The following is a 26,163-nucleotide window of genomic DNA, read 5'->3' on the forward strand; positions in this document are numbered from 1 at the left end:
CTTATTGTCCTTTACTTGCAAATTGCACCGAATACAAATGTTTATATAGCCCGTCTTGCGCTAATAATTCCTCATGCGTCCCCACTTCTTCAATTTGCCCTTGTCGTAATACTACAATTTGATCGGCATTTTTGATGGTGCTCAAACGATGAGCAATAACGAAGGCAGTTCGTCCTTTCATAAGACGCTCTAATGCTTCTTGTACTAATTTTTCACTTTCCGTATCTAACGCTGACGTCGCTTCATCTAAAATGAGAATTTTCGGATCTTTTAGAATCGCCCTTGCAATTGCAATACGCTGACGTTGCCCCCCCGATAAGGAGCTACCTCTTTCACCAACAAAAGTATCAAACCCATCTGGTAATTTTTCAATGAACTCCAAAGCATTCGCCGCTTTAGCTGCTTCATATACTTCTGCTTCAGTACCATCTAAACGACCATACAGAATATTGTCACGAATCGTTGCATTGAAGAGCATAGTTTCTTGCGGCACTAAACCAACTTGCTCACGTAAGGATGCAAAGGTAACATCACGCACATCTATACCATCAATACGAATCGCGCCTGAAGAAACATCATAAAAACGAGGCAATAAATTAGCAATCGTCGTTTTACCCGCCCCAGAAGGACCTACAATAGCGACAATACGGCCAGCTGGTACATCTAAATTCATATTTTGTAAGGCTAATTTCTCACCATCATAAGAAAAGGATACTTGGTCGAATTCTACATGCCCTGCTACTTCAGGTAATACAGTTGCATTTGGCTTTTCTTTTACTTCAGGCTCTGTATCTAATATATCAAATACACGATCCCCAGCTGCCATAGCTTTTTGGATATTGCCATATACTTGACTCAATCGTTTCACAGGATTAGATAAATTAATAGCATAAATTAAGAAGGCAATCAAAGAGCCTGCTGAAATAGCACCGGTTACAACAGAATAGCCACCATACCAAAGAATGACCGTCACAGCAATGGCTGCTGAAAATTCTACTAAAGGACTAAGCAAACTAGATAATTTAGTAGCACGCATAGCGGCTAAAAAGTTCCGTTGATTTTCCTTTTCAAAACGAGCCACTTCGTGATTTTCACGGGCAAAGGAGCGAACTACGCGAATTCCTGAAATAACTTCTTGTAATAAAGACGTAATATCAGCAATACGACCTTGTACATCATGCCCTGCAGAACGAAGCTTCTTCCCAAAAATATTAATTAAACCAAGGACTACCGGTACAATAATCAAGGTTACTAAAGTCAATTTCCAGTCAATTAAAATCATGGATACTAAAGATCCGATTAATGTAACTCCTTCAGTAATAAAAGATACTAGATTATCTACAATCGCAGTCTGTAAAGCGCCTACGTCATTTGTTAAATTACTCATCACTACGCCTGTTTTACGGCGATCAAAATACGCCTGATCCAAACGCTGTAAGTGCTTAAATAGAGCTTCACGAATATCTATAATGACCCGTTGGCCTATATATGACATAGTATAGGTTTGCCCATAAGTAGCAAAGCCACGAATTAAAAAGACTGCTAAAATCGCAATAACTACTAAATTTAGCATTTCTAAATCTTTGGCCTGCAATACTTCATCTACTACATTTTTTATTAACCAAGGTACGACTAAATAGGCGGCAGCAGCTATTATCATGCAAATCAAGCCAAATATTAAACGGCCTATATAGGGTCTTACATAGACTAATAATCGTTTATAACTTCCCATTCATATCCTCCGTAGCCACGTTAGCCTGTGCTACCGTAGCAATCAATTTAGCCACGCGCTGTACCGCCCCAGCCCCACCTAGAGCTTCACGAACTGAACGCAAATCAGCAATCATCGTATCACGTCTAGTTGTATCCTCTAATAAAGATTCTAATTCCTTAGCAATATTAGCTGGGGTTACCGCCCCTTGTAACAATTCAGGAATGACTTCACGGCCTGCTACAATATTAGGTAAACCTACATGAGACAAATTAACTAATAATTTTCCCAAGCCATACGTTATTGGAGATAAGCGATACAATAAGATTGTAGGCAGCTCCATGAGTGCCGTTTCTAACGTGGCCGTGCCTGAAGCCGCTAAACAAACATCACAGCATTGCATCAAATCATAGGTATGATCTTCGGTAATCGTAACAGGCACTTTATATTTTTTAGTAATGCTTTCTAATTCTTCTTTGTCAATCGTATGAGCCCGTGGTAAATAAAATGCCAAATTTGGATGTTTAGCCATTACTAGTTCAGCACCAGCTAACATACGGTCTAATAAGCCCAAAACTTCTTGTTTACGACTTCCAGGCATAAGAAGTACACACTTTGTTTGAGCGGGCATATTAAAATACGCAACCCCTTCTTCATAGGACATAGTGGGTTTAACTATATCAATTAAAGGATGTCCTACAAACTCAACATCTACTCCAAACTCTTGATAAGCCTTAGCTTCAAAAGGAAAAATAGAAGCTACTTTAGTCACTGTCTTGGCAATATCTTTACCGCGGCTACGATGCCAAGCCCAAATAGTTGGTGCAATATAATAAATAACAGGAATGCCTAAATCATGAGCCACCTTAGCTAATTTCATATTAAAGCCAGGATAGTCAACACAAACTAAAACATCTGGCTTTTCACGCAGCATAGTCTCTTTTAAAAAGGTACGCAATTTGAAAAAAGACGGCAAATGCTTAATAATCTCCACAATTCCTATGTAGCCTAATTGTTTAATATCATATACAATCTGAACGCCAGCTTCAGCCATGCGCGAACCGCCCATGCCAAACATGGTAACCTCAGGATATGCGTTTTTTAACGCTTTCGCTACGCTAGCAGCATGAGTATCACCTGATGCTTCACCAGCAGAAAACATGACTTTCATCCGAACCTCCAGACTATTCTTCTTCCGGCCCTTCTACGGCACAAATAATTAACCCCTTTTCATTGGCTAATTGCAGTACGTCCGCCTGCTCTACAAAAATAGTGCGCTCCGCTTCCATGGCCAACACTTTACAATTTCCTTCCAACATGGAGTGAATCGTTTGTAAACCCACCGCCGGCACATCAAAACGCACATCCTGACGTGGCTTAGCTGTCTTAACAACGACTGCGTCGCCGCGCCCTAAGGCGCCACCTCGCTTAATACAAGCATCCGTACCTTCAATCGCTTCAATGGCCATAACAGCTAAATCCTTAACAACTACAGTTTGTCCTATATCAAGGCCACCCATTTGCTTGGCCACATCAAAGCCAAATAGAATATCAGCCATCTGCTCTTTAGACGGTTTTGACTTTGTTAGTACGCCTGCTTTAGGCATTAATGGTTTCATATAAATCGTTTGATCCACTACATTAATACCTTCTTTTGCCAACTCTTCAACAATCGTAAGCATAATGGTATCATCTTTGCGATTACGCAATTTGGTAAGCAAACGAATCGTTCGTAAATCGGGCATAACTAAACCCTTAAACAAAATTTCCTTGGTCACCTTACCAAGCATAGTTACTTCAGTAATGCCTTCTTTGTGAAGGGTTTTAAATATTTTATCGATTTTAGCTACATTAATTTCATAGAATGCGTTAGCTTCCTCTGCTAAAGCAGGCTCCGTATCAGGAATCACTGCAATAACAACGACTTCATAGCCTTCTGATTGTGCAGCTCGTAAAAATTCCAACGGCAATTTGCCTACGCCAGCTAATAATCCGACTTTTGCCATTATTTCCTCCTAGTGTTTTATGCGCTACTTAAAGACACACTACACCATATTATACAACGTACTGTGTTTATAGGTCTACTTTTATATAAAAACGGGCAATAATGCGTATTGGCCATCTTTTGCATCTTGATTTAAAGTCTATAAAAAAGACTGTTTTCTACACATTTTTTGACGTGTTTTTGCCGTCAAAGTAAAACAGAGGTAGCACGCATGCCACCTCTGCAGACCGTTTGCTCACTACTTGGTCTAACTCTACTTACATTATACATTACCATTGTGCAACTGTATAGAGCATTGTTGCACCTTTAATTTTGCCATCAGGTTTAAAATGTACCATGCTATCAATCCTACCTGCTTGGTAGCCAACAGTAGCATAAGTCTTATCATCAATCACAGTCACACCAGCTTTTATTTTATGAGCCTTATTGAGATTGATTTTATACACATCAACCTTTTGCTGTTTCTCATTAGGCGTAACTACAGTGCGGTCACTTTTAGCTGTAACTGCCACGGGCAACGACTCGCTTTTATTATTAATAGCCTGCTGTGTTTGTTTAGATGCTGTCATAACGTCGGGCGCTTGTACATAATAACTTACTACAGGCTCCTTTACATGTTGTATCTCACGATGGATTTGCACGGCCGTAGCAGGTGTAACATTGATGGCTTTAGACAATGCGTAGGTATTATTAATAGTATCGGTAGTAACTATTTTAGGCTGTTGTTTATCACCTGATTGCTTGTATCCCACAACTAGCACAATTAACACTACTGCTATAACGCCTATAATCACTGTCACAGCGCTTTTATGTTGGCTTAGGTATAATTTAACCTTGCTCATACAATCACCTCACACAGTGCGACTCATGTCGTATAATTGACCGTTAATATTAGCGGACATTGTGTATTGCCAAAGTTTAACACGTGGGTCCTGCCAATCCATCTGATAGTTATATTGAGCGTACCAAATATCGCAACCTAATTGATCCATATATAACTTATTTATTATATAGTCATATGCTGCATACAAACCAGCATTGCTATATCCAGCTTGCCATAATCGATTGATTACGATGCTAGCAATATTAGTTAGTGTTTGATTAGTCGGCATACCGTGGCGCTCCTTATATCCGTCGCCATCTTCCATGTCGTGCCATACGCCAAGCTCTAAGCGGTCTGGTGTGAGTCCACTTTGTCTGAGTGTATCGATGATAAACTGTGCCTCAATCTCAGCAGCAGCCTCATCAAGCGCATATGAGTAATGATATACGCCAATCTGCATACCTGCCTCAACAGCTTTATTGATATACTCATAAAACTTACTATCTAATCCACTTTTGCCATATCCAAGGCGCACTATACAACCATCTACTCCTGCTGCCTTTAATGCCCCGAAATCAACATTAGCATTATGCTCAGATACATCTACAATCTGCATTATTTATTACTCCTCTCATCATCGTCACTGATACCGTTATTATCGCTATCACGTAACTTTGCCCCATACGCAATAATACAAGCCATGACTTGGCCAGTTAAGATAGCATTGATTATTTTAATAGCATACTCAACTACCTTAAAAGCCCAGTCATCAGTGATGTGAGCAAACCATATATATAATAGTAAAAATACTACAAATATCAGTGGTAGTAGAGATACGCCAATCACAATCTCGTAAAATAATAGGTTGCCGATTTTTAGGTCGGCAGCCTTTATTGTTTTGTACACATCTTTTAAGCGATTTATCATGACTTATCGCCCCATAAAATTTTGTTTTCAAGGCGCTGTATACGCTCCTCTTGCGATTCAAGCCTGTGATTATGCTCGGTGAGTGTTGCATTAGTCCGCTCAACACTTAACAAGATTTTTTGGACGTCCGCCGATGTAGTCTGTGTTACCGATTTAATATCGCTGACAGCCTCATCAGTTTTAAGGCGTTTAACCTCGGTCACCGACTGTTTAGCCTCCCATCGGTCAAAGATTACGGTCTTAATAAACCAGCCTAAAATAGTTGCTACACCTAGCACAACGCCAACTAAAGACGACCACCATGCGAGGTCATACATTGGATTATCCATCTTTGCTCCTTTATCTACTAACAGGTTGCAAGCCTAGCCCTCTCCTAGCTGCGTTAACTTTTTGAAATTCTATAACATCCAGCTTTTCCCTCTTTTGCTGGGCAGAGAGCCTTTCACTCTCCCTAATTTGTTTAGACGCTTTATTCAATTGTTGTAATTGTTTATGCGCCTGTTTCGTCATATTATAGGACCTAGCATCAAACCCCTCTTGTTTTTTGCCAGTTAACTTCGTAGCATTAAGCAGCCCTTCCTGCTTATTATATTCATCATATAATCGTTGTACACTTTCACTACTTTTATATGGCGTTGTTGTAAAATTTCTAAGAATCGGTGCCTCATTTGCCTTCTTAGCAGGTCTTGTGTCAGCTACTCCAGTAATACTATCAATACCTTCTAATACGAGACTGCCCGCAGTCCCTGTATAGCCTCGAATAGTGTTATCAATCTTATAAGGGGAACTACCAATTTTATCTCCAATCCATGTACCGTCTAATGCTTCTCCTGCTTTTCTAGCAACCCAAGATGTATTATTTCCATATTGATATTTGCTTGGTAATTTTTCTTGATACTGAGGTACAATATTTCGCTGAGTAAAGAAATTATAGTTTGTCATCCATTCTATTATGGGTGCTAATCCCGTTGGAATTATACTAGGAGTGAACGTATCAATAATTCTAAGATCTAGTCCTTTAAACGCCTTTTTATCTCCATAAGCATATTGCATAGCACGTTCTACTGTAGTACCAAATAAAGCCCCCAATTCAAAAGGCTTAGGAATTTTTATAAATCCACCTTTTGGTAATGGCATATGCCAATATGTATCTTTTTCCCACTGTGGTATTTCTTGGTATTCAGGATTAGGCAAATTAAGTAACTGCAATGCAATAGAAGGCATTGTAATTAAAGCTACGGACTTAAATGTCATTCGAGCAGGCTGTTCTTTAAATGCTCTAACCAACTTATCATTACCTTGTATAGTGGCATTAAAGAAAGCAATTGTTTTATTCAAAGCTTTGGTATTTGAACCTGTCCGACTAAAATCTAATGTTACATCTCTAGCATGTATAGCCGCCTCACTATTACTTATGTATTGTTTTTTACCATTAAAAATACGATTCCTTATTCCCGTGTGACCTTTCTGAGCATTAGCAAATTCAGCTACACGGGGTGCCATTTCTACCGCTTCATTTAAAGCTTGTAATAAGTCAATTGGATGTGATAAACGGTCTTTTAAAGTCTGTCCCTTACCTGACTTCAATAACGACCTTACTTTATTCCCTGTATAATCTCTATCGAGACTTACACGAGTAGAATTACCTGCACGCTCCGCTAAAAACTCACGAAATACTTTATCTTTATTCAACACATGCCTCATTCCTAAAATATTATCAATAACAGGAATAAAACCATGTTTGCTAAGCAACGTAGCCGTAACCGTATCACGAATTAAGTTCGCAATTACGAAGGCTGGGCTTAATTGAGTAGCCCCTGCTCTTAACCATTTCGTAGGATAACTAAAAATTTTTGTTACGGTGTTCATAGATTCTGAATTCATATTTTTCATGATTTTATATATTTCTGGTGTTGTTTGATACACCTGTTTTTCACCATTTTTAAATACATAAAAACTTGAGTCGTTCGCAGTAGCGGTCCCTTCTACTTTTTCTACCAGTCCACTCATTCCATCAAGGTCAGAAATTTTTACAATCGCCTTAGCTACTCGATTTCGTTCAATCGCTTTGACCGTTTCAATTGTATTTCTAATTGTTCCTTCAAGAGGATCTATAATATCTCGGCTACTTCCTTTCATTTTCTTAACAGGAGCTTGCACATTCATAAATCCATTACCGCTTTTACCAAAATCTTGGATACCCTCTTTCCCAAAATCTCGGAAAAACGGAACATAGTTAGGATGCTTTTCCCTCATTGCATTTACTGCTTCACGAGTTAACATACCTTCGTTTACAAGCAATTCTAGTAGTTGATTACTATAATGTATCATGCGTTTTTGAGCTTCTTTAAACGCTTTCCCATCTGGACTGCTCTCATATTTCTTGATGGCGGCAATAACTTCATTCATTTTACGTTCAGTAAATATTTTTTCTTTCGGATGAGATAAATTCCACTTTAAAATATCTAAATCATGTCTTGCTGTTACATATGTACTAAAATCTTCATGTTTTTCCTTGGTTATACCTTTTAGAGCGTCTTTAAGTGACATAAAGTCTTTAGTAGAGTATTCAAGCATGGCCTCTGCTTTACCTTGAAACCCTCTATATAACCATGCCTGCATAAACGGATTGTCTTCGGTTGCTAATTTTTTACCCGTTTTACTTTCCACTTCCTCAACTAAAACTTTTAACGGATGATATTCATCAACTGCTTTAGTGTAAAACTCTTCGTGTAACTTCTTAATCCCCTCTTTAGGATTACTCAAAAAAGATTTTACAGCGGACTCTTTACCACCAAAACTAATAGACCCTTTTATCCGTTCTTCTGGATGTTGTTTATACCACTGATGCAATAAAGCACTTACTTTTTCTACACGAGCATTAAGTTCTTTATCTCTGGCTAACAATTGCTTAAAAGTATCATAGAATTGTGGAAAATCCACCTTTGCTCTTGACCTATTAGTTGTATAATCGCGGAAAAATTCAGCAAAGCCCTCTTTGGCTATACCAGCCTCACCTAACTGTTCATACCCCTCTCCAAAACGATTACGAGTATTCTCAATCAATTCAGGATATAGCGCTGCATTGTTTTTAGTAAAACTAAATTGCTTATCAATATAATGCCCTAGTTCGTGAGCAACCGCTTCAAAATCACCATAATTACGCACACGTATTGCATCAGTTCGTGTATTATAAAAACCCTCAACTCCACGTTTACCAATACGACCGTGACGAATTTCTTTGAAGTTTTCATCAATCGCCTTAAAAATTTCTTTACGTGAAACTGCTCTATCCATACTAAGGTTTTCTTCACCTTTCACGTACCTATATGGTGACTTAGAATTATCAGAGAAGTTTTGTACTTCATCGGGCTTTACTTTTTTTGTTCCATCTGCTATATTTAAATTGCTAGATGGGTGGAGCTGAGTATCCAGTGGAGAAACCCTATCACTAGAGGGCGGACGGCGATACTGCGACAGGCCGCCTCTTAATTCATTTCTAATACTTTCGCTGACGAATATTATTTCGTTGGCTTTTTTAGTATCAGAAATGAATTTTTTTATTGCGTGATTTCTTTTTCTTGAACCATCAGAAGCTACATGCGATGAAATAATTTTACCTTTATCAGCATTATCCAGACTTACTATAACTTCATGATTAATATCATCTACACCTTTCCAGTAAGCCACATATGCATTACGCCCATTAGCCTGACGCAAAATCAAATCAGGATTACTTGCTGTTTCCTTAATGAGCGATGTAGCAAATGCTCTTTTAAGACTTACACCGCCTTCACCGTGTCCACGCATAAACGCATTAGCAACATTATCAAGAGCATTAACATTATCTGCATCAAGCATTACTTTTACTTTATTGCCTAATGGATCATTGACCCCATCTTTTAACTCAACAATATTTTTCTTAACTTGTTCAAACAACTCTCCCTCTGAGTATTTTGCATACTCTGCTAATTTTGCTTCATCGTATGCCCTGAATTTAGGATTAATCTCTTTAGATTTAATTTTGTCTGCCAATTCAGCTGGTTTTATAGCGTATTGATATGATGATTCAGAATTAGCGTATTTTTTTTGCCCTTTTTCTACAAAAATACCTGGACCCTTGCCTGAGTTTTTCCGCATATACTGTACATCTTGGTCTAAAATCTTAGCTTTGTCAGGATTAAAAATAACAAAGTTATTGCCTTCGGTTAAATCATGGTAACTTAAACCATCTACACCGTGTACATCTAAATAACGAGATGCAGCGACATCATCCCCTAAGGCCTCACGTAACCCCTGATAAATATCACGCCCATTAAGCGCCTTAGCTGTGGTTTGCTGTTTAAGATAGTCATCAATCAATAGCGATGGTTGCTGCTCTATCATATCGGGTGTTAACGCATTAACCTTGCGACCGTTAGCCTCAATCGTTTGTTGTTGATGTTTGATATCCTCTAACTGCTTATGTAGATTATCTATAGCCTTTGTTACTGTAGCCGTATCAACGACTTTGTTATCAACACCTGCTGTTTTAAGTGCCGACTTAATCTTTAACGAGCTTACCGTCTCCCCATTTAAGTAAGCCTCTAAATTATTAGCCTTGCTAACAACAAACTCCTGTCGTTTGCTAATCTCTTGATAATCATCCAGGTACTCTCGGTATCCTGTCTTATCCTTGAGATAACTAATCATCTTAGCTTTAGCCTCACCACCAAGATTATCAATAGCTGTTTTGATGTTGTTAATTGTTATTTGGCTATTTTTATTTAATGGATAATTTTCATACAATAAAGTATCGTTTTCGGGTATATCTACCTTTTTTAGGTATCCCTCGCCCGTTTTTTCTTTTACACCGTCACGGTACATCTTTGCAACAGCTTTATCACTTGCAAAATAAGTGCCTGCTCCGTGATTTTGTTGCCCTGCACCAGTATTGGCTTTAGTATTATCAAAGGCATCAAATTTATAGCCAGTGCCATGGTAAGCAATTTGATTTTGTTGTTCTGGCTCTTCAAACAAATTAAAATTCGGTCTCTTCCCGCTCCCTACTTCAACAGCATTTGTTTCATTGCTAAAGTCAATAATAGTGGGATTGTATGCTTCTTCTGACGGCTGATTAAGTCGTTCATTAACTCTATTACCAGTACTTCTTACTGTATCGTTGTGCGGGCCTACTTGACCATCATATACTTCACGTGCTTTTTGCATACGATATTCATCGTTTGCTTTAGCAGGGTCTGGTCTTTCGTAAGATTCCCGTACAATATGTGCCATTTCTTCTACAGTAGCATCTGGATTCTCTCTCAGCCGTTCTAAAGCAGCACTTTCTGTTGTACGTAATTCATGTTTTAAAAAATCAACCTGTGTACGCCAATCGTAAGGGTCACTATAATTCTCCTTAGCAAATTGCATAAGGTCAGTTAATCGAGTATCAGTCCATTGTACTAATCCCTGTGAGCCATAACCATCACCACTTACCGCCTTAGTATTAAAAGTACTTTCTTGTGCAATATTCCCTGTAAAGGCAGCTGCTTCTTTATCCGTTAAAAAGCCGTCACTTCTTAATCTGTCATATATAGCTCGTTGCATATCAGTCGGTGCATCAGCATTCCACTCACTGGCACTACTGTCAAATGCATTGACAGCTTGTTGTGGTTCAGGAACTCTAATGGCCTGTTCCTGACTCACCCCTCTACGTTTTGCAACATCCGCAAATGCATGTTGAATCTGCCCTTTAACAATACCTACTCTTTCTCCTACTGCTGTTTTAACCCGCTTCGGAGTTACTGCTTTACCTGCATGATAAATACCTCGTCCCGCTTCAAACGGAGCTAATACATTATCATAAGCCGCACCTAACCCTTCCTGTCTAATAACATTTACTTGTTCTATAGGATTAGTTACCCATGCTTTTACAGGCTCAACAATTGGATCTAGTGCTACATTTTTTACAGTGTTACCAACAGCACCCGCCCAAGAGCCTCCTGTTTCATTAGCTTCTTGCACATTAGTATCATATGCATTCATAGCATCTCGCACCATTGTTGGTGCCATTGCAACACCTAATGCAGCTCTTACAGGGACAGGGATATAAGGAGTCATTACACCTCGCATAGCAGGTCTCCCTATTGTAGTATCATAGGCATTATTTGCTTTAGTATTAATTTCTTCTTGTGTAGGTGTTGGGCCAGTACTAAATATAGTACCAGCCGTACCCGCACGTTCTAAAGCATTTTGATACTCCATATTAGCGTCATATGCTTCACCTGCCCACTCTACAATATTTTTAGCAGTATTTTTGATAAAATCTCTACCATAACGCCAAGGCTCCGCAAGATTATCTACATATGTCGTTGCAACATCTTTAGCCCTATCTAAAAACGATTCATTATCTTCTACAGGAGAAAAATCATCAAACATATTCACTTTTTCTACGGGTGAAAAGTCATCAAACATGTTTTTCAATTGTATTCCTCCTTATTTATCGTTAGGGACCCATGAACCATAAAATCCTAATCCTTTCGCTATTAACATTTCTACAGTAGCATCATGCCCATACAATTCATAACTTTCCATAATACGCTTCCGTAATCTTTCTTCTTCCTCTTCAGAGGCAACTAAACTAGTTTGTCCTCCTGTTTCACTAATAGTCGATTTAGATTGATTAACAGTACCATTTAATGCACTTTGTAAATCGTTATAAAACGGGCTTTCGTTTTCGAGCGAACCATTATGTTGCTCCATCCACTTATTATGTAAGCTTGTTAATGATTGTAATCTCTGATTAAGCGATAATTTATCAACTTTTGCTTCCTGAGGCGGTAAAAATCTGCCAAGATAATCATTACTACCATCAGGTCCCACCATATAGCGGTCACCATTTTTCATTTCAATCATTTTTCGTCCACCATGTTGACCTACAGGAACTAGTTTTCCTTCATCATCATATTTCCAGAAAATACCATCATTAGTGCTAGTAAAATGGGTTTTACTATAAGACCCTAAATCAGTAATCTCTCCTGTATCACCGTTAACTCGCACAAGACGACCATTAGGTGCAAATGTGTCCTTAAAGTTAGGTTTATTAATAGCTGCTGCACTTGCAAGATTATTAATATCAATCCCCTGTGCCCCAACCTTTTGGGCTAAGGCGTTATAACGCATTACTGCACCATACATGCCTTTAACCTTAGATGAGTTATACGTATCAACTACGGTATTGCCATCTTTGTCAGTTGTATACATCAAGTTATTAATAATGTCTTGTCTCATTGGCTCAAGCACATCATCAGTAAATTTATTAGCATACTTCTTGTATGCACCTTCAACATTTTCTTGCATTCTATTATTTGCAAACTCAAATGCATCTTTCGGAGACATACCCGCTTTTACAAGAGCCACAACATCTTTACCTCTTTGATATCTATAGTTTTGCATAATAGCATTACGGTCAGGTATACCTAATTTACTAACTTCTTCTAACTGTTGATGCATTTGTTTTTCAAATGTATTATTAACCATTGGGTTTACAACATTAAAGTTCATAGTGTTGCTAGCTTTTGCAGGTCCTCCCCCATTAACGCTAGCGCTTAAAGGGGTTACCGAGGGGTTTGGCCACATCCCTTGTGGCTGTGTAAACCCTCTCAAATTAGCATTAACTTGCAAAGGCTGTGTTGTTTGATTAAATGACTGTGTAGCTTGTGCAAACGGCTGTTGTTCTTTTTGCTTTAATACTGTTTGCCATAACCCCTCGTTAGCTTGTAAAGGACCACTCGTAAAAGGCTGTTGCAATGTATTATAAAATTCTGTGTTACTTTCCTGTTGTGGTCGAGTATATTGAGCAATGTTATTTTTAGCATTCAAAGCCTGAGCAAATAACCCTTGACTTTGTGGTGTATCAAATGTAGCTTGCGCATTAGGTCGTGTATACTGTGCAATATTATTTTGCGTATTCATTCCTTGTTCCCATAAACCTGGGGTATTCGCATTATCTGAATTCCAGTTATAACCGTCTCTTAACCCCATTTCTTTCCCTAGCTTATTGTCTTGGATCCGCCCCCAACGATGAGCGAGCCACATTCCAGTTAAGCGCCCTAAGGCTTCATCTGTCATTCCCATTATTCTGCCTCCGTTTCTACCTTTTTACTACGGCTTTTACGCTTAGGTTTTTCTTCTACAGATTCTGTTACTTCCTTTGTACTTTCCTCTGTCACTTCTTCTGTCGTTCCGTTTGCGATTTTATCCGCCTCAGTTAAACCCTCTGCCAATACTCCATTTGCATAAAATGTATTAGCACCGTCACACTCTAATACATATACCTGCTCATCGTTACCCGTTGCTGTAATCTCGGTAACACGATCATAATCATGTACCGTCATAATCTCATCACCAACAGCTAACTCTGTAAGCACTTTAAATCCATCACGTGTCATAAACTTTTCAGAGTCTGTTGTATTAACATTGGTGCGTGTCGTTTTAAGGTTATAAATTGGCTTAACACCCATGTCATGTAATTTGATGACATTAATTACACCACCCAACGTAAGCACTTGGTCCCCGTCTTGGATTGCCTCAATGTTAACCGCTCCCGTAGGTGTCGCAATCTCTGTGCCTGCCGTAAAGCAAAAGCCACCAACAAGCCCTGTAAAAAAGTTACCGCTACCTTGTTTTTGTGTAGTTGTTGTATTGCCACTACTAGCTCCGTATCTTGCTCTCATCATTGACTCCCATAAATTACTATTTGGATTATTTAATGCTGCACTTAATTGGTACATCTGTGCAGGATAAGCTATCGCATTAAGCTGTGCTTGACCGCCATATTGCAATGGATTACTTGCGATAGTCTCAGCTTGGTTTGCTAAATTACTCCCTGTGCTAATCCCATTAAGCATATTGGCGTATGACTGATTAGCTAATCCTGCTTGCTGTGCTAAACCACTCATATTGTTGGCATACTGATTAGCCCATAAACCTTGTTGTGCACCAAGTCCGCTAAGATTATTAGCAAACCCATTACTTGCTAAGCTTGCTGCTTGACCTAAATCGCTAGCATATTGACTAGCTAATGTATCACTTGCATTTTTACTAATGCCGTTAAATGCCGTGTCAGCTTGACTACTGTTGATAACACCACGACTAGCTAAATTAGTTAACGCATTGCCTACCGTATTTTGTAGTTGACTATTTAAAGCGGTCTCACGGTTTTTGCTGTACTCGCTAGGCAGTTGACCATTAGCAATACTTCCATAGTTGCTGTTAAAATCAGCTAATGCATTTTTATATTGCTCGTTAAGCGTATTAGCTGTATTATTCATAGCCTGCATATTTTTACCCATACTACTGCCATATTGTGCATTAGCATTAGCGTTATTAGTCATAGCACTTTGAGTTTGACCACTCATATTATTAACATTGTTTAGATTATTATTATTTTGACCAAGATAACGATTGTACAAGCCTTGATAATCTACATCTAACTGTGCCCCACTCATGGCACGATTACCCATTTGTAGTGCGTTGTGTGCTGCTGGATTAGCAGCATTAATATATCCTAATTGATTAACTAATGCTGACTGCTCCTCTTGCGTAGCGGGCAATAACTTAACACTAGTAGATGACTTGCTCTTACCCTTGCCACCACCGCCAAATAACTGCAAATTAAAAGTAAACATATAATCTCCTCTCTTAATGCACATCGTCATATGTTGCAACAAGTGCATAATATTTTTTACCTCGATACTCATAATCCTGATTTGGTAGTCGTTGCATATGCCATTTACGCATATGCGCCCGAGGATTACGAGTAGTAAAGGTCAGCACATACTTAATGTCATTTAACCGCATAACCTCTTTTACATAAGTGGCCATAGCCTTAAAAAAGCCATAGGTTTGCAATAAGCACATATACTTTTGACCCTCAAGCTCTTTTACACACCAAAACAAAAATCCTTGCTTGTCAAAAAACTTAAAGTAAGTATAGTCGTTATCGTGAAACGAGCCATCTTTGTCATCAAAATAAAAGCCATCAAGGCTAACAACTTCTTGCGTGTAGCGCTTATAGTCATCAATCATATCTTTTAGCGTGTCTAGTTTCATTAACTCACCCTCTGCCACATGTACACTGCGAGATATGGTTGCATGTTGTTATGTGCTGCATTACCACCTGTACTAGTAATACTATGAGTATGTCCTCCTGTACTATTAGTTGTAAGGGTATGACTATGTGCACCTGCGCTATCAGTCGCTTTATTTCCTCTATAATTATCATTACCATAGCCCGCATTATCATCACGCCCACGCAAAAGAAAATCAGTAATATTATGACTATGTGCACCTGCGCTATTCGTGTTACCAGTATGGCTATGAGTTCCTGCATTATTGGTTCCATGATTGTGACTCGGCATTTCGTTAATAGTCAATTTATGTGTTGCTTCGCCACCTGTTGAACCTGCCTTATAGTTACTGCCTTGAGATAATAAAACTCGACCTTGTTCGATATATTGCCAATTACCAAATCCAAACAATGTATGTGGATTAGTAGACACTGTACTACAATAAATTGAGCCGACTGGATATACTTTATTTAACACATTGTTAATTACCTTATTGACATCATCGCCTAATTTATTAGCTGTAACGCTTTTATCTTTTAATTTAGATGTTGTAACGCTATTATCCGCAAGGTTAACTGTTTGTACCGTACCGTTACCAATCTGATTGCTTGTAATTGTACTATCACTACGATCCAAATATTCAATTTTAATCACGTCAGTGTCATTAGTAGTAACAGCCGCAATAAACACACGCACTTTATCGACCCACTGCAAACCATTATAAGTAAATGATTTGGCTAGCAACTCATTGTAATAATTACTACCATCATCAGCTGCATCAGGAGGACTATTGCTAATAACAGGCTTAATAGTTGTACTATCATAGTTAATCGCACCTGTGCCAATATCATAATCAAGGTATAAATAAGATGTTGTGTTTGTTGGTAAACTCCATGGCGTAACTCTACTAGTAATTGATTTAATATAATCAACCGTGCCATTTACATCAAAGCCATTAGCAAATGTAACTATGACTGGTGCCATTGTGCCATCAATAGACACCGATAGGCTATCACCGCTTAAATAGTTATATTGACCGCCAGATACACTGCCACTCAGCACGCGGTTACGCAATCCACCACCACTACCATTACCGTTTGATTTTTTATCTATTTCATCGGCAATATTTAACATCTCTTGCCGGTTTTTAAGGATAGCCTCACGCCTAGTGTCTCCACTAGGACTATCGTTTAGTGGATATATCTCTTGATATGCCATTTAAACCTCCTCGTAACTATAGTCAAACTGTCTAATTGAGATTGCGCCTTTTTGCACAAATATCTTTATCTGTAGATTACGATTGGCACCGCCACCAATCTTATAAACTTTGGTATACTCATCTTGATACAACAAGTCGCTGTAATCGTGTAATAACGCACCGTCCTCATCATTTAAACGCTCGTCTTTAGATGCAAACTTTATCTGCTTAGGTGTGCGATTACTAATTTGTACATTGCCGTAACCATCAATGATGTTATGAGCTACAAAGTCATAATTCATTAATAAAACAAAGAGTTTAGTCGCTAGCCGATTCCCTGAGATAATAGACGTTTGTAACTGCTTTCCATCATCGGTGTCTAATCGCTCGTCTAACACGCCAATCTTAGTACCATAAGCAACATATACGTCCTTGTTGTAATCCACTACATCATGTAAATCATGTGTTAATTTACGTGATGTAAATACACCTCTGCCATCTTCATATCGAGGTATGTAATGATATAAAAATACTAGATTACCAGTCTCTGGTTTTATCCATATCTGTTTACGACTCGGTACGTGCCACATCTCGCAAGTATCTTTGATATTTTTAATTAAATAAGCATTTATATTCAGCCCTGTCTCAAAAGGTTGAATATTTGCGTATGTATTAGTTGGCATAAATGACATTAAACCACTATCGCCTAGATAGTAGCTGCGGTCATCAATGTTAATAGCACTACCACTACAGTAACCAGTGGTTGACAAAGGTAATACACTAAAATAACCATCAGATGGAGCGCCAACTACCTGATACACCTTGCCATATTGCTTATACACCAGGATAGATTTACCCAAAAAATCCAAAGAAATAATTGTCCCCTGGTCTTTATAGCCCACGTCTACATACTGTCCACTTGATGCATCATTAGTATTATTTGCCCATGATTTATAATCGCCAATAGCACTCCAATACACTCTATGACCATAAATACTAGATACAATCACACGTCCACTATAGCTTGATACAAACTCACATACAGGACTACCCTCAACGGTCGATAGCGTGCCGCTGCCACTAACAGACTGTAGTTTGCCACCGCTTGCGATTAGTACATCACCATCAAATATGTGATATCGTGGCTTGCGTGGACCTGTTAACTGCCCTAACAGCTCATGCTTTTGTAAATCAGTTGAGTATAAATTATTACCACTGTTAAAATAAAACCGCTTACGATTAATGTCATAAAATAGGCTCTCAACCTCTACGCCCGCATCATAGGCTATCCTCACACCTGCTACAGTGCGTAATGCTCCGTCAGTGCGGTCAAACTCGCATTGCAGGGCTTGTACCATGCTCTCTATACCGATGTTTTCAGGCGAGGTTGACCAATCAATACCCAATCTAAAACCACGGGTACTAGCTAATAGTTTTTCACCCATGCTAATACCCCCTTGATTGTTGGATAAGTTGTGTAAGGCTATCAATAAACCCCTTGTCAAAACCTGCATACTCAATCATTAATGACTTTTTCTTAACTAGATACGACACAAGTTGCACTAAGTAATGAGTATATAACTCGGTAAATGGTATACTATCCGTCATATTAGCTATATGGCTCTTTTTAACTGCATAGTATACCTCTTTTACAGGTTGCTTATTATACGTCTCAAAGGATCCATTATTAATCACAATCGGATACCCTTGCTTAGGTACAAACTGCATATAACCAAGAGGTATAACATCGTTATGATTGATAGTCTTACGTTTAATTACCTCTCTGTCTTTGATAGTCGTTAAAATCATAGATAAGTGGTCAATCGCTGCATTGATGTAAGGTATGTACTCTTTTGGATTGTCCAAAATCTCATTTGACTCTAAGTTAATCTCAGTAATCAACTCGCTTACGACCATATTCGTAATACCCCCTTGCCTCTACTACTCCAGTTGAGCCACCACTTTGATTGGCCAACTCACTCAACTGATTGCGCCACATAGCAGTCAATCCGCTTACGTCCATCTGCATTACACGATACACAATATAATCAACAAGCATTGTCTCAATCTCAGCTATATAACCGCTCTCATCATCGAGTGTCATATAATCGACTGTTGGCACATACTCAACCTCAATTGTTTGCTCCACATCACTTTTAAACGCAACAGACTGTAATTGACTAACTGTATAGTCCTCAATCTCTTGACCATCAGCTATTACTTTTAAAATGGCTATACAATGATTAGGTAAATCTACTTGACCTATGCCACTAGCTACATAAGACCGCTTAATATAAGAGGGATAAACGCTAGCTAACATATGATTTAATAGATGATTGCCCTCATTGTAATATTCAAGCAATTTATAGGGTGTATAGTTTTCGTGGCCTGTATCATCAATCTGCATATACGCCCGATTGAGTAACTCTTTAATAACCATATAATCGCTCCTATAAATAAAGGGGAGTCATTACAACTCCCCCTCTCAAAAAAACTAATCGATTTTACCGCCAGTGATAACTTGGATTACGCCATAATCTTTGCTATTATACTTAGACTTTTCAATGCCAGCCATAATGCTAATGCCGTTACCTTGTACATTGCCGTAATCATCAGTCTGGCTAATACGGCGTGGCTCGCTTGCTACCCCAAAGCATGCAGCCTGTGTGCCGAGCAATAAGTTACGGTTAATAGTTGCTCCACTAGCGCCACTATTAGCTGTCACTACACGCTCGTACTCGTACAATACTACCCCGTCATACTCCCCAAGTGCCCCGCTAAAAATAGGGTTTTTATCCCCTCGTACATTAGCGTTTTGCTGTGCAGCTTGCCATACTGGGTCATCTTTAAGGTCTCGAGCCGCCCAAGGACTGACTAACATAATGTACTTGTCTTGGCCATCAACTTTGATTGGGTTAACCTTAGGCGCATGCATTTTAGCCTTACGACGAGCAGCGCTAATTAAGCTACAAGTTAATTTGTCAGTAGCTGTTGTGCCTGCTACGGCCCCTGCACTTGCTGCATACATTACCTCACCTGCTGTAGGATTAGCACTTAATTTTGTCATCAAAGTGTCATCTAAGTAATCAGACAACCATTGTGTTAACGCACTTTTGATAAGCGGTAAATTGTCGTATGGCGATTTTTGGTCCTCTGCCTCGTAACGTGTTACTGCGTTGCGGATCAAGTCAACAGGTACGCTAAAATCATAAATGCTTAATTGGTCCTCTTTGCCCTTTAATGTGGCACGGGTACCAACTACCCCAGCCCCAGTCAAATTCATCGCAAGGCCAAATGTTACTTTATCGCCTTTAGCTTGCTTTAAGTCGTTGTTACGATGCACTACATTTTTACCGTCAGTGGATGTAAACTTTTCAAAATAACTCTCTTTCAAACCCTCACGCCAAACCTTGCGAGCCCATAACTTAGGTACAAGATTTGCGGGGATTGTTAATTGATTGGTCATATCTGCCATTTAAAATCTCTCCTTATCCGATTAACTCTTTAATCTGTCGCTGCAGGCTCTCTGGCAACTCTGCCTCACGCCCCTCAGCAACGATTTTTATCAACTCATCATCAGTAATAGTTGCTGCTGCTTTACCGTTACCGCCACCTAATGCACCAGCTTTTGGTAAATCCTTAGCTTTGTCTAAAGGATTAGATTGCGGTGTCTGCTGTACTGCTTGCTCATTACGTTTAGTTCGCAACCGCTCTACAAAATTATTAATGACATCAAAGTCTTGTTGCGTGCCTACCCCATTGTCAATACGTGCATAAGCCGCATCAATAGGGTTAGACTCCGCTCGTGTCATGCTATTAAGCTCATCTTGTGCCATAGCAAACACATCTCTAAAATCATCAGCACTTGTTAATTGGTTGATAAACGCCATGTTTTGGTTACGCATCGCAACACGTTGTTGTTGCTCTTGTGTAATTACATATTTGATTTGCCCTTGTAACTCCATTAATTGAGCATATTTGTCAGGCTCCGAATACATAATGTCATCGACATTATCAATCCCAAGCTGTTGCATAGCAGTTTTACTAGCAAAGTCATTAATATTGGAGACGTCCTGCTCTGATAATGCCATTGGTGTAGATTGTTGCTTATACTCGTTAAGCTTACGCTCCGCCTCTTTACGCCGATTGCGTTCGGCAGCAAGGGCTTTGTTTAAATCACCGTGATTATCCTGTGTAGGCTCATCATCAGCCGTCACTCCGTCATGAGTACCGTCTCCTGTGGGCACATCATCAGAGTTAAGAGGGATATCTGTTTCTGTGCTCTTTGGTTCTTCGGACTGCTTTTCGGGCGCTTCAGCGACTGGCGCTACGTCTTGCAAATCATCGGCTGTAAAACCAAAATCTTCAGCATTTACTACATTGTTTTCATCAGTCATATTCGGTCTCCTTTTAAAAATTAGTTTATCGTCATTAATAAGGACGCAAATTGCAGTTTAACGACGATTGCAAGGTCGCATTGATTAGTTAACGTCAATAATCGGACGAGATAGCAACTCATAAGCCGTCCACTATCATTTGATAGGCTACTTGCTCTGAGTTAAGCATGGAAATCAGTTTTACGTCATGATTAGGACATTGTATTTACATTCGAGGTGGCAATTCTTGCGGTAATTGCTGCGCCTGCTGTTGCAATTGTTGTTGCTGTGCAAAACCCTGTTGCGCTTGCATAGCACTATTTATTTGCAATTGGTCATTACTACCTTGACTCGCTAAACGCTCTGCCATAATCTGCTGTGGCGAGATATTAACACCAATTGTTTGTAGATACTCTGAAAGCGCTTCAGCAGGTAAATCTTTAACGTTAGCACTAAGTCGCACATCTGGCTGTGCAGGTTGACTGCTACGCTCTTTAATGATTTTAAGCATCTCATCCTTGTCTGGAAAATCCATATACTTGATGATAATCTCCATCGGGATATCAGCGCCCGACTGTTTAGCCTCAAGCAATTGATAAAGACTTGCCTTGCGTGCCGTCGCACTCGCCTGTGAAGTCACAATCGTGATATCAAAATCAAATGCCGATAGGTCATACAGTACCTTTTTGACTGGATTGCCGTCCTCGTCTAATTGTGGGTTGCCGTATGGATCTAATTGCTGTTGCTCAACCATAGCTTGATTTAAATTAGGCTCAATGTGAGCAAACTCTGCTTTGCCATCATCGCCTAATATACGCATTGCTTTTGACTCGTTATAATATTGAGGTATTAAACCAGCTTTGCCTTTATCGCCCCATAACAGCAAGACAATTTGACGTTCTGCCTCTTTTGCTTTGTCAAAGATATCCGCTGTTTGTACCGTCGTAACAGACTGACGTAAGTCAATCGCTTTGCCACTCATACTAGCGCTGATAGAGCCACTTAATGACTCTGGCGTGATACCGCTAATCGTGTAAAAATCACTACTTGCTTGATTTTCAAGCTCAATATTGCCAATTGACTGATTAGCGGGTAAACCATCGGTAAATGTTACATTTTGAGGTAAAAATAAGTTAGCCCCTGGTGTAGTTACCTTATCCTTAATCGTCTTTTTAGTACGCTCGTCTTGTACTCCATACCAAAATCTAACACCTAAAGCTTGCTGATTGACGATGTGCATACGCTGACTACGATTTTTATTAAGCTCACGCTGTGCATCTTTAATATCTCGTACAATACCTGCAGGCTCTAGCCTGTCATCATCCGCATCAGCACCGCTGTAATAACAATACTGATACACTAATGGATATCGTCCATGACTGTATGGACTCTCGTTGTCCTCTAGCAACACATCATCAGCAAATGTGGCATAGCGTATCTTAATATCTGGTATTTGTCGCCCCTTAGCATTGACTGCCTGTGCTAATCCATATAACGGACTAGACTCATCAATCACACCTTGACTCGTTACATAAATAGTCTTAGTATCATACACCTTGTACCAATACTGTACGACCCGTACCTTTTTAAGGTCCTTATCAAACCATTGCGGATATGAGTTACTCTCTTGCTCTGTGTCGTCGTATTTATGATAGAGTCGCTCAATCTCATCTACTTTATCAGGATAGACTTGTTTAAGCTTGTCTTTGCTCTCCCATGTATAACGCCCACAAAACATGGCATCGGATAAATCCTCTCGTATACTTTCAGGGTCCTTAAATACATCAAAAGGACTCATTCGTTCAATCAATACTTGACCGTCCATTTTACTGTAATCAAAGTCATAGGATATCCAGTAAGCGCCAAGTCCACATGTCACAACATCTCTAAATACTTTTTTCTTTTCCCGTTGATAATTAGTACGGTCTAATACGTACTTTGTAATACCCTTTGCAACACGACTAACCCTATCGTCCTCCTCACTACGAGGCATAAAATCTGGCTCAGTCTCGTTTTGCGCTGCATAACCACACAATAGATTAACTACAGGTCTAATGCGGTTAATTGTAATGCAAGGACGGTTATTATCCTTTAATTGTTTGCGGTCCGCATCAGTCCATTGATTACCTTGTACAAAGGCATAATCCTCATGCGCCTCTTTGCGCCAATCCTCACCGATGAGTAAGGCACGTTTTACATTGTCTTTTGCTACATAAATATCAAACATATGCTCTCCTTACTCCACCATCTCCGACCCATACATCATGCGATACATATCATCTAACTGCCATTGAGGCATATTAGCTACAAAACCAGCCAATTGTTCATCAGTATATTTTGCAGGTATAACAACGCCATTATTGACCCGCTCACCATACTCACTTTTAAGCACTTTATAAGCGTAATCTCGTAACGCCCTATCACTCATACGCCCCATGCAGTTTGCTCCTCTCTATCACTATCAACATAATGGTATCCATCGTTAAACTCTTGTTTAATGTTGTAAGCAGGCATTGGTCTGCTCATTAATAAGTACCTAAACGCATCATAAGCGTGGTCCTCTTGTTCAGTATCCACGTCCTCTACATTGCGTTTACTATAAGTTAAAGCAGGCAATGTCCTAATGAGATTAGTGCAAGTCTCAAAGATAAACACTTTACGTTGTCTTAATCGCTCGTGGACTTGCATTTTACCTGCTAATCTATCGTTGTCAGCCTTATCCCAAGGTACTCCCTCAGTCGCAAATATCTCCTGTATGGTAGGACCATCATGACCTGTACGTTGCCATATAGCAGGGTCAGCCACGCCGTACCAACTACTCATAAACTTACATTTACGCGCCACCTCACGAGCCGTCTCCTGCGTGCCAATATTAGGCTGTCCTTGCTTGCAACCATATATCTCATGAGTGATAAATATATTGCCCTCATAATCGACTGCTGCACCATACACTGCATACGGTTTAGTAAACCCCCAGTCCATAGCTCGTAGCCGTGTCCAGTTATTAGGTATATCAAACGGCTTAACTACATGTATATCTCGGTCAAACTCCTCAAATACTTGACCGTCGAATATATCCCAATTGCCATCTTTGTACGCTTTACGCAATTTATCGGGCAAGGTATCGAGGTTATCTATATAAGTAGTTGCCAAATATGGATTATCATCAACTCGGGCTTGTACAAAGGCTATTTTATCGGCAAACTGTTGCAAGTTTTTTGGTATATTGCGGTCTATAAACAGCGACTTAACCCACATGTGACCTTTGCCACCAGGATTCGTGCCACCAAAGAATTTAGTGTCCTCAATACCAGTCCATCTAAGTCGCATACGTAAAAAATCAAAGACGTTTTGCTCATTAAGTGTCATCTCATCGATAGCAATCGCTGCAAACTCACTGGATAGATACTTTTCAGGTCTATCTAAGTTGCGAAAACATATCACACCGTTGCCCCATTCTGGCTTTAGCACAAACTCATGATCTGTAGTCTTGTAATCGCCTAGCCACTCAGGAAACTCCATACGGATTTTACTTATCTGTCTATCTTTAAGTGATGGATAGTCCTCGCAGAATATGCCAACTCGTATACCTTGTAATCCAGTTTTTACAAACCAATTGATTAATAGATACACCATCGACCATCGTAAGATATACGATTTGCCACCGCCTGCAGCGCCACCATATAAGATGTACTTGTTATTAAGCACGGCTCTTATAAAGTCACGTTGCCTTGCCGTAGGATTGATTACATCGTTTAGCAAGTTAATACGCTTACTCTGCATCGACATCACCAACTGTTAATAAGACATTATGACTTTGTAAATCCTCTTTGCTTATTTTGTCTCGCCAACTTTCACGACGACGATTTTTAAGCCAAAAGATTAATGCTGTAACATTAGGCGGTTGATGTTTGCGCACTATCTTAGTTACCACAAGCTCAACCTCACCTGTGTCATTGTTTTGTCGTGGCTCTTTAGTCACCTCATCAAAACTATATCCCATAGCCGATTTAATAAGAGTCTCCTCTATCTCATCATCTATTATGTCTTTCCCTTTTTTTAGGGCCTTAGCTATCTGTGGAAACCGCTTTTTCCAATCATACAATGTAACTGCGCTAATCCCCATCTTTTGGGCTATATCCTCATCGGTATACCCATTGCGAGCAAAGCCTTTGAGTAATGTTAAATTATCTGACTCTAGCCATTGTTGATATTTACCTTTTCCCATAGGCTCTCCTCTCTTGATTAAATATGGCGGAACGTGTTGGATTTGAACCAACGAGCCCCATTAGGGCAAAGTGCTTAGCAGGCACTCACAATAAACCACTCTGTCAACGTTCCACGTTTTAGGTAGCAAAAAAGGCACCTCTCGGTACCCTTTTGCTCTTAATGTTAGGAGGATGATAGTTGCTAGCCCCATCCAGCGCAAGTAAGGGGACACAAGTTAATTGGCTGAATACACAATGAAAGGAATGTAGAACTTACAACGTCCCCTATGGTTATATTATATTAGCAATCAAGAGTTGCTATTCTCATCATGAAAAATAGGGCGCAACTTTAATTAGCTACGCCCTCTGCTTAATAAATATTTATTATTTTTTTTGCTACTAATTGTAGTGCCATACTCATAATAACACTGTCAATACGTCTATAGTACGTCTGATGACTAATACACTCATCATCAGCTGTCACTCGCCAATACTCACCATCAACATAACGCTTTAATGCAATACGACGACAATCATTATCAACACTGTCTAAAGCTACATCAATAGCATTAAGCACGACTTTAGGATTAACAATCACTTTACCACAAACCTTTATCGCTTTAAAACGGTTATCTTTTGGCAACTGCACTACTAAGCTATTAATTTGCTGATAATGGGACAAATACCACTCCGCCTCATTTTTAATTTTGCTTAAGTCTATATTAATCACCTCTCAACTATTGCATTATTTGCACAAGTTGGTTAACTTATCAGTTAGCCATTTTAGATATACACTACACTTG

At 39.4% G+C, this 26,163-nt stretch carries 22 protein-coding genes and 1 tRNA gene; all 23 read right to left on the minus strand.

Going from position 1 to position 26,163, the window contains the following annotated elements:
• Position 1: 1 nt before the first annotated feature.
• The 23 genes from msbA to NFR27_RS09590 all read right to left on the minus strand — a co-directional run bounded on the left by msbA (position 2) and on the right by NFR27_RS09590 (position 26,042).
• Complete coding sequence (gene msbA, locus NFR27_RS09480; RefSeq protein ID WP_251455173.1) at positions 2-1,732, minus strand: lipid A export permease/ATP-binding protein MsbA; 1,731 nt, start codon at positions 1,730-1,732, stop codon at positions 2-4.
• Positions 1,719-2,882 (minus strand): lipid-A-disaccharide synthase, encoded by a 1,164-nt coding sequence (lpxB, locus tag NFR27_RS09485; protein ID WP_251455175.1) that lies wholly within the window; start codon positions 2,880-2,882, stop codon positions 1,719-1,721. The genes msbA and lpxB overlap by 14 nt, the downstream gene beginning before the upstream one ends.
• A 13-nt stretch (positions 2,883-2,895) precedes the next feature.
• Positions 2,896-3,717, minus strand: coding sequence for an LpxI family protein (locus NFR27_RS09490; RefSeq protein WP_251443447.1), 822 nt, complete (start codon positions 3,715-3,717; stop codon positions 2,896-2,898).
• 268 nt (positions 3,718-3,985) lie between these two features.
• Positions 3,986-4,558 (minus strand): hypothetical protein, encoded by a 573-nt coding sequence (locus NFR27_RS09495; RefSeq protein ID WP_251455178.1) that lies wholly within the window; start codon positions 4,556-4,558, stop codon positions 3,986-3,988.
• Positions 4,559-4,567: 9 nt separating this feature from the next.
• Entirely contained in the window at positions 4,568-5,155 is a 588-nt protein-coding gene (locus tag NFR27_RS09500; protein ID WP_162100445.1) for a GH25 family lysozyme, read from the minus strand.
• The gene (locus NFR27_RS09505; RefSeq protein WP_251455180.1) at positions 5,155-5,385 is read right to left on the minus strand and encodes a hypothetical protein; all 231 of its coding nucleotides are present in this window, start codon (positions 5,383-5,385) and stop codon (positions 5,155-5,157) included. The genes NFR27_RS09500 and NFR27_RS09505 overlap by 1 nt, the downstream gene beginning before the upstream one ends.
• A gap of 77 nt (positions 5,386-5,462) precedes the next feature.
• Positions 5,463-5,795 carry a hypothetical protein gene (locus NFR27_RS09510; protein ID WP_251455182.1) on the minus strand — a complete coding sequence of 111 codons (333 nt, stop codon included), beginning with the start codon at positions 5,793-5,795 and terminating at the stop codon, positions 5,463-5,465.
• Positions 5,796-5,805: 10 nt separating this feature from the next.
• Positions 5,806-11,922 (minus strand): phage tail tip lysozyme, encoded by a 6,117-nt coding sequence (locus NFR27_RS09515; RefSeq protein ID WP_251455225.1) that lies wholly within the window; start codon positions 11,920-11,922, stop codon positions 5,806-5,808.
• Positions 11,923-11,943: 21 nt separating this feature from the next.
• A complete protein-coding gene (locus tag NFR27_RS09520; protein ID WP_251455184.1) occupies positions 11,944-13,584 on the minus strand; it encodes a hypothetical protein in 1,641 nt (546 codons plus the stop codon).
• Positions 13,584-15,137, minus strand: a complete 1,554-nt coding sequence (locus NFR27_RS09525) for a Hint domain-containing protein (protein WP_251455186.1) — start codon at positions 15,135-15,137, stop codon at positions 13,584-13,586. The genes NFR27_RS09520 and NFR27_RS09525 overlap by 1 nt, the downstream gene beginning before the upstream one ends.
• 13 nt (positions 15,138-15,150) lie before the next feature.
• Positions 15,151-15,561: a hypothetical protein gene (locus NFR27_RS09530; RefSeq protein ID WP_251455188.1), complete on the minus strand. Its 411-nt coding sequence runs from the start codon at positions 15,559-15,561 to the stop codon at positions 15,151-15,153.
• Positions 15,561-16,796 carry a phage baseplate protein gene (locus tag NFR27_RS09535; protein ID WP_251455191.1) on the minus strand — a complete coding sequence of 412 codons (1,236 nt, stop codon included), beginning with the start codon at positions 16,794-16,796 and terminating at the stop codon, positions 15,561-15,563. The genes NFR27_RS09530 and NFR27_RS09535 overlap by 1 nt, the downstream gene beginning before the upstream one ends.
• Positions 16,797-18,221: a hypothetical protein gene (locus NFR27_RS09540; protein WP_251455194.1), complete on the minus strand. Its 1,425-nt coding sequence runs from the start codon at positions 18,219-18,221 to the stop codon at positions 16,797-16,799.
• A gap of 1 nt (position 18,222) precedes the next feature.
• Positions 18,223-18,693, minus strand: coding sequence for a hypothetical protein (locus NFR27_RS09545; protein WP_251455197.1), 471 nt, complete (start codon positions 18,691-18,693; stop codon positions 18,223-18,225).
• Positions 18,668-19,216, minus strand: coding sequence for a hypothetical protein (locus tag NFR27_RS09550; protein WP_251455200.1), 549 nt, complete (start codon positions 19,214-19,216; stop codon positions 18,668-18,670). Before NFR27_RS09550 ends, NFR27_RS09545 begins: the two co-directional genes overlap by 26 nt.
• A 54-nt stretch (positions 19,217-19,270) precedes the next feature.
• A complete protein-coding gene (locus NFR27_RS09555; protein WP_251455203.1) occupies positions 19,271-20,251 on the minus strand; it encodes a N4-gp56 family major capsid protein in 981 nt (326 codons plus the stop codon).
• A gap of 13 nt (positions 20,252-20,264) precedes the next feature.
• Positions 20,265-21,173 carry a hypothetical protein gene (locus tag NFR27_RS09560; RefSeq protein WP_251455206.1) on the minus strand — a complete coding sequence of 303 codons (909 nt, stop codon included), beginning with the start codon at positions 21,171-21,173 and terminating at the stop codon, positions 20,265-20,267.
• Positions 21,174-21,378: 205 nt separating this feature from the next.
• Positions 21,379-23,379 (minus strand): portal protein, encoded by a 2,001-nt coding sequence (locus NFR27_RS09565; protein ID WP_251455209.1) that lies wholly within the window; start codon positions 23,377-23,379, stop codon positions 21,379-21,381.
• A gap of 9 nt (positions 23,380-23,388) precedes the next feature.
• Positions 23,389-23,589 carry a hypothetical protein gene (locus tag NFR27_RS09570; protein ID WP_251455212.1) on the minus strand — a complete coding sequence of 67 codons (201 nt, stop codon included), beginning with the start codon at positions 23,587-23,589 and terminating at the stop codon, positions 23,389-23,391.
• Positions 23,577-24,935 (minus strand): hypothetical protein, encoded by a 1,359-nt coding sequence (locus NFR27_RS09575; protein WP_251455215.1) that lies wholly within the window; start codon positions 24,933-24,935, stop codon positions 23,577-23,579. Before NFR27_RS09575 ends, NFR27_RS09570 begins: the two co-directional genes overlap by 13 nt.
• Positions 24,925-25,380: a helix-turn-helix domain-containing protein gene (locus NFR27_RS09580; protein ID WP_251455218.1), complete on the minus strand. Its 456-nt coding sequence runs from the start codon at positions 25,378-25,380 to the stop codon at positions 24,925-24,927. Before NFR27_RS09580 ends, NFR27_RS09575 begins: the two co-directional genes overlap by 11 nt.
• A 24-nt stretch (positions 25,381-25,404) precedes the next feature.
• Positions 25,405-25,493 (minus strand) — tRNA-Ser (locus NFR27_RS09585).
• 237 nt (positions 25,494-25,730) lie between these two features.
• Positions 25,731-26,042, minus strand: coding sequence for a hypothetical protein (locus NFR27_RS09590; protein ID WP_251455221.1), 312 nt, complete (start codon positions 26,040-26,042; stop codon positions 25,731-25,733).
• Positions 26,043-26,163: the final 121 nt, after the last annotated feature.

The sequence above is a fragment of the Veillonella intestinalis genome (genome assembly GCF_943192895.1).
GTDB lineage: Bacteria > Bacillota > Negativicutes > Veillonellales > Veillonellaceae > Veillonella_A > Veillonella_A intestinalis.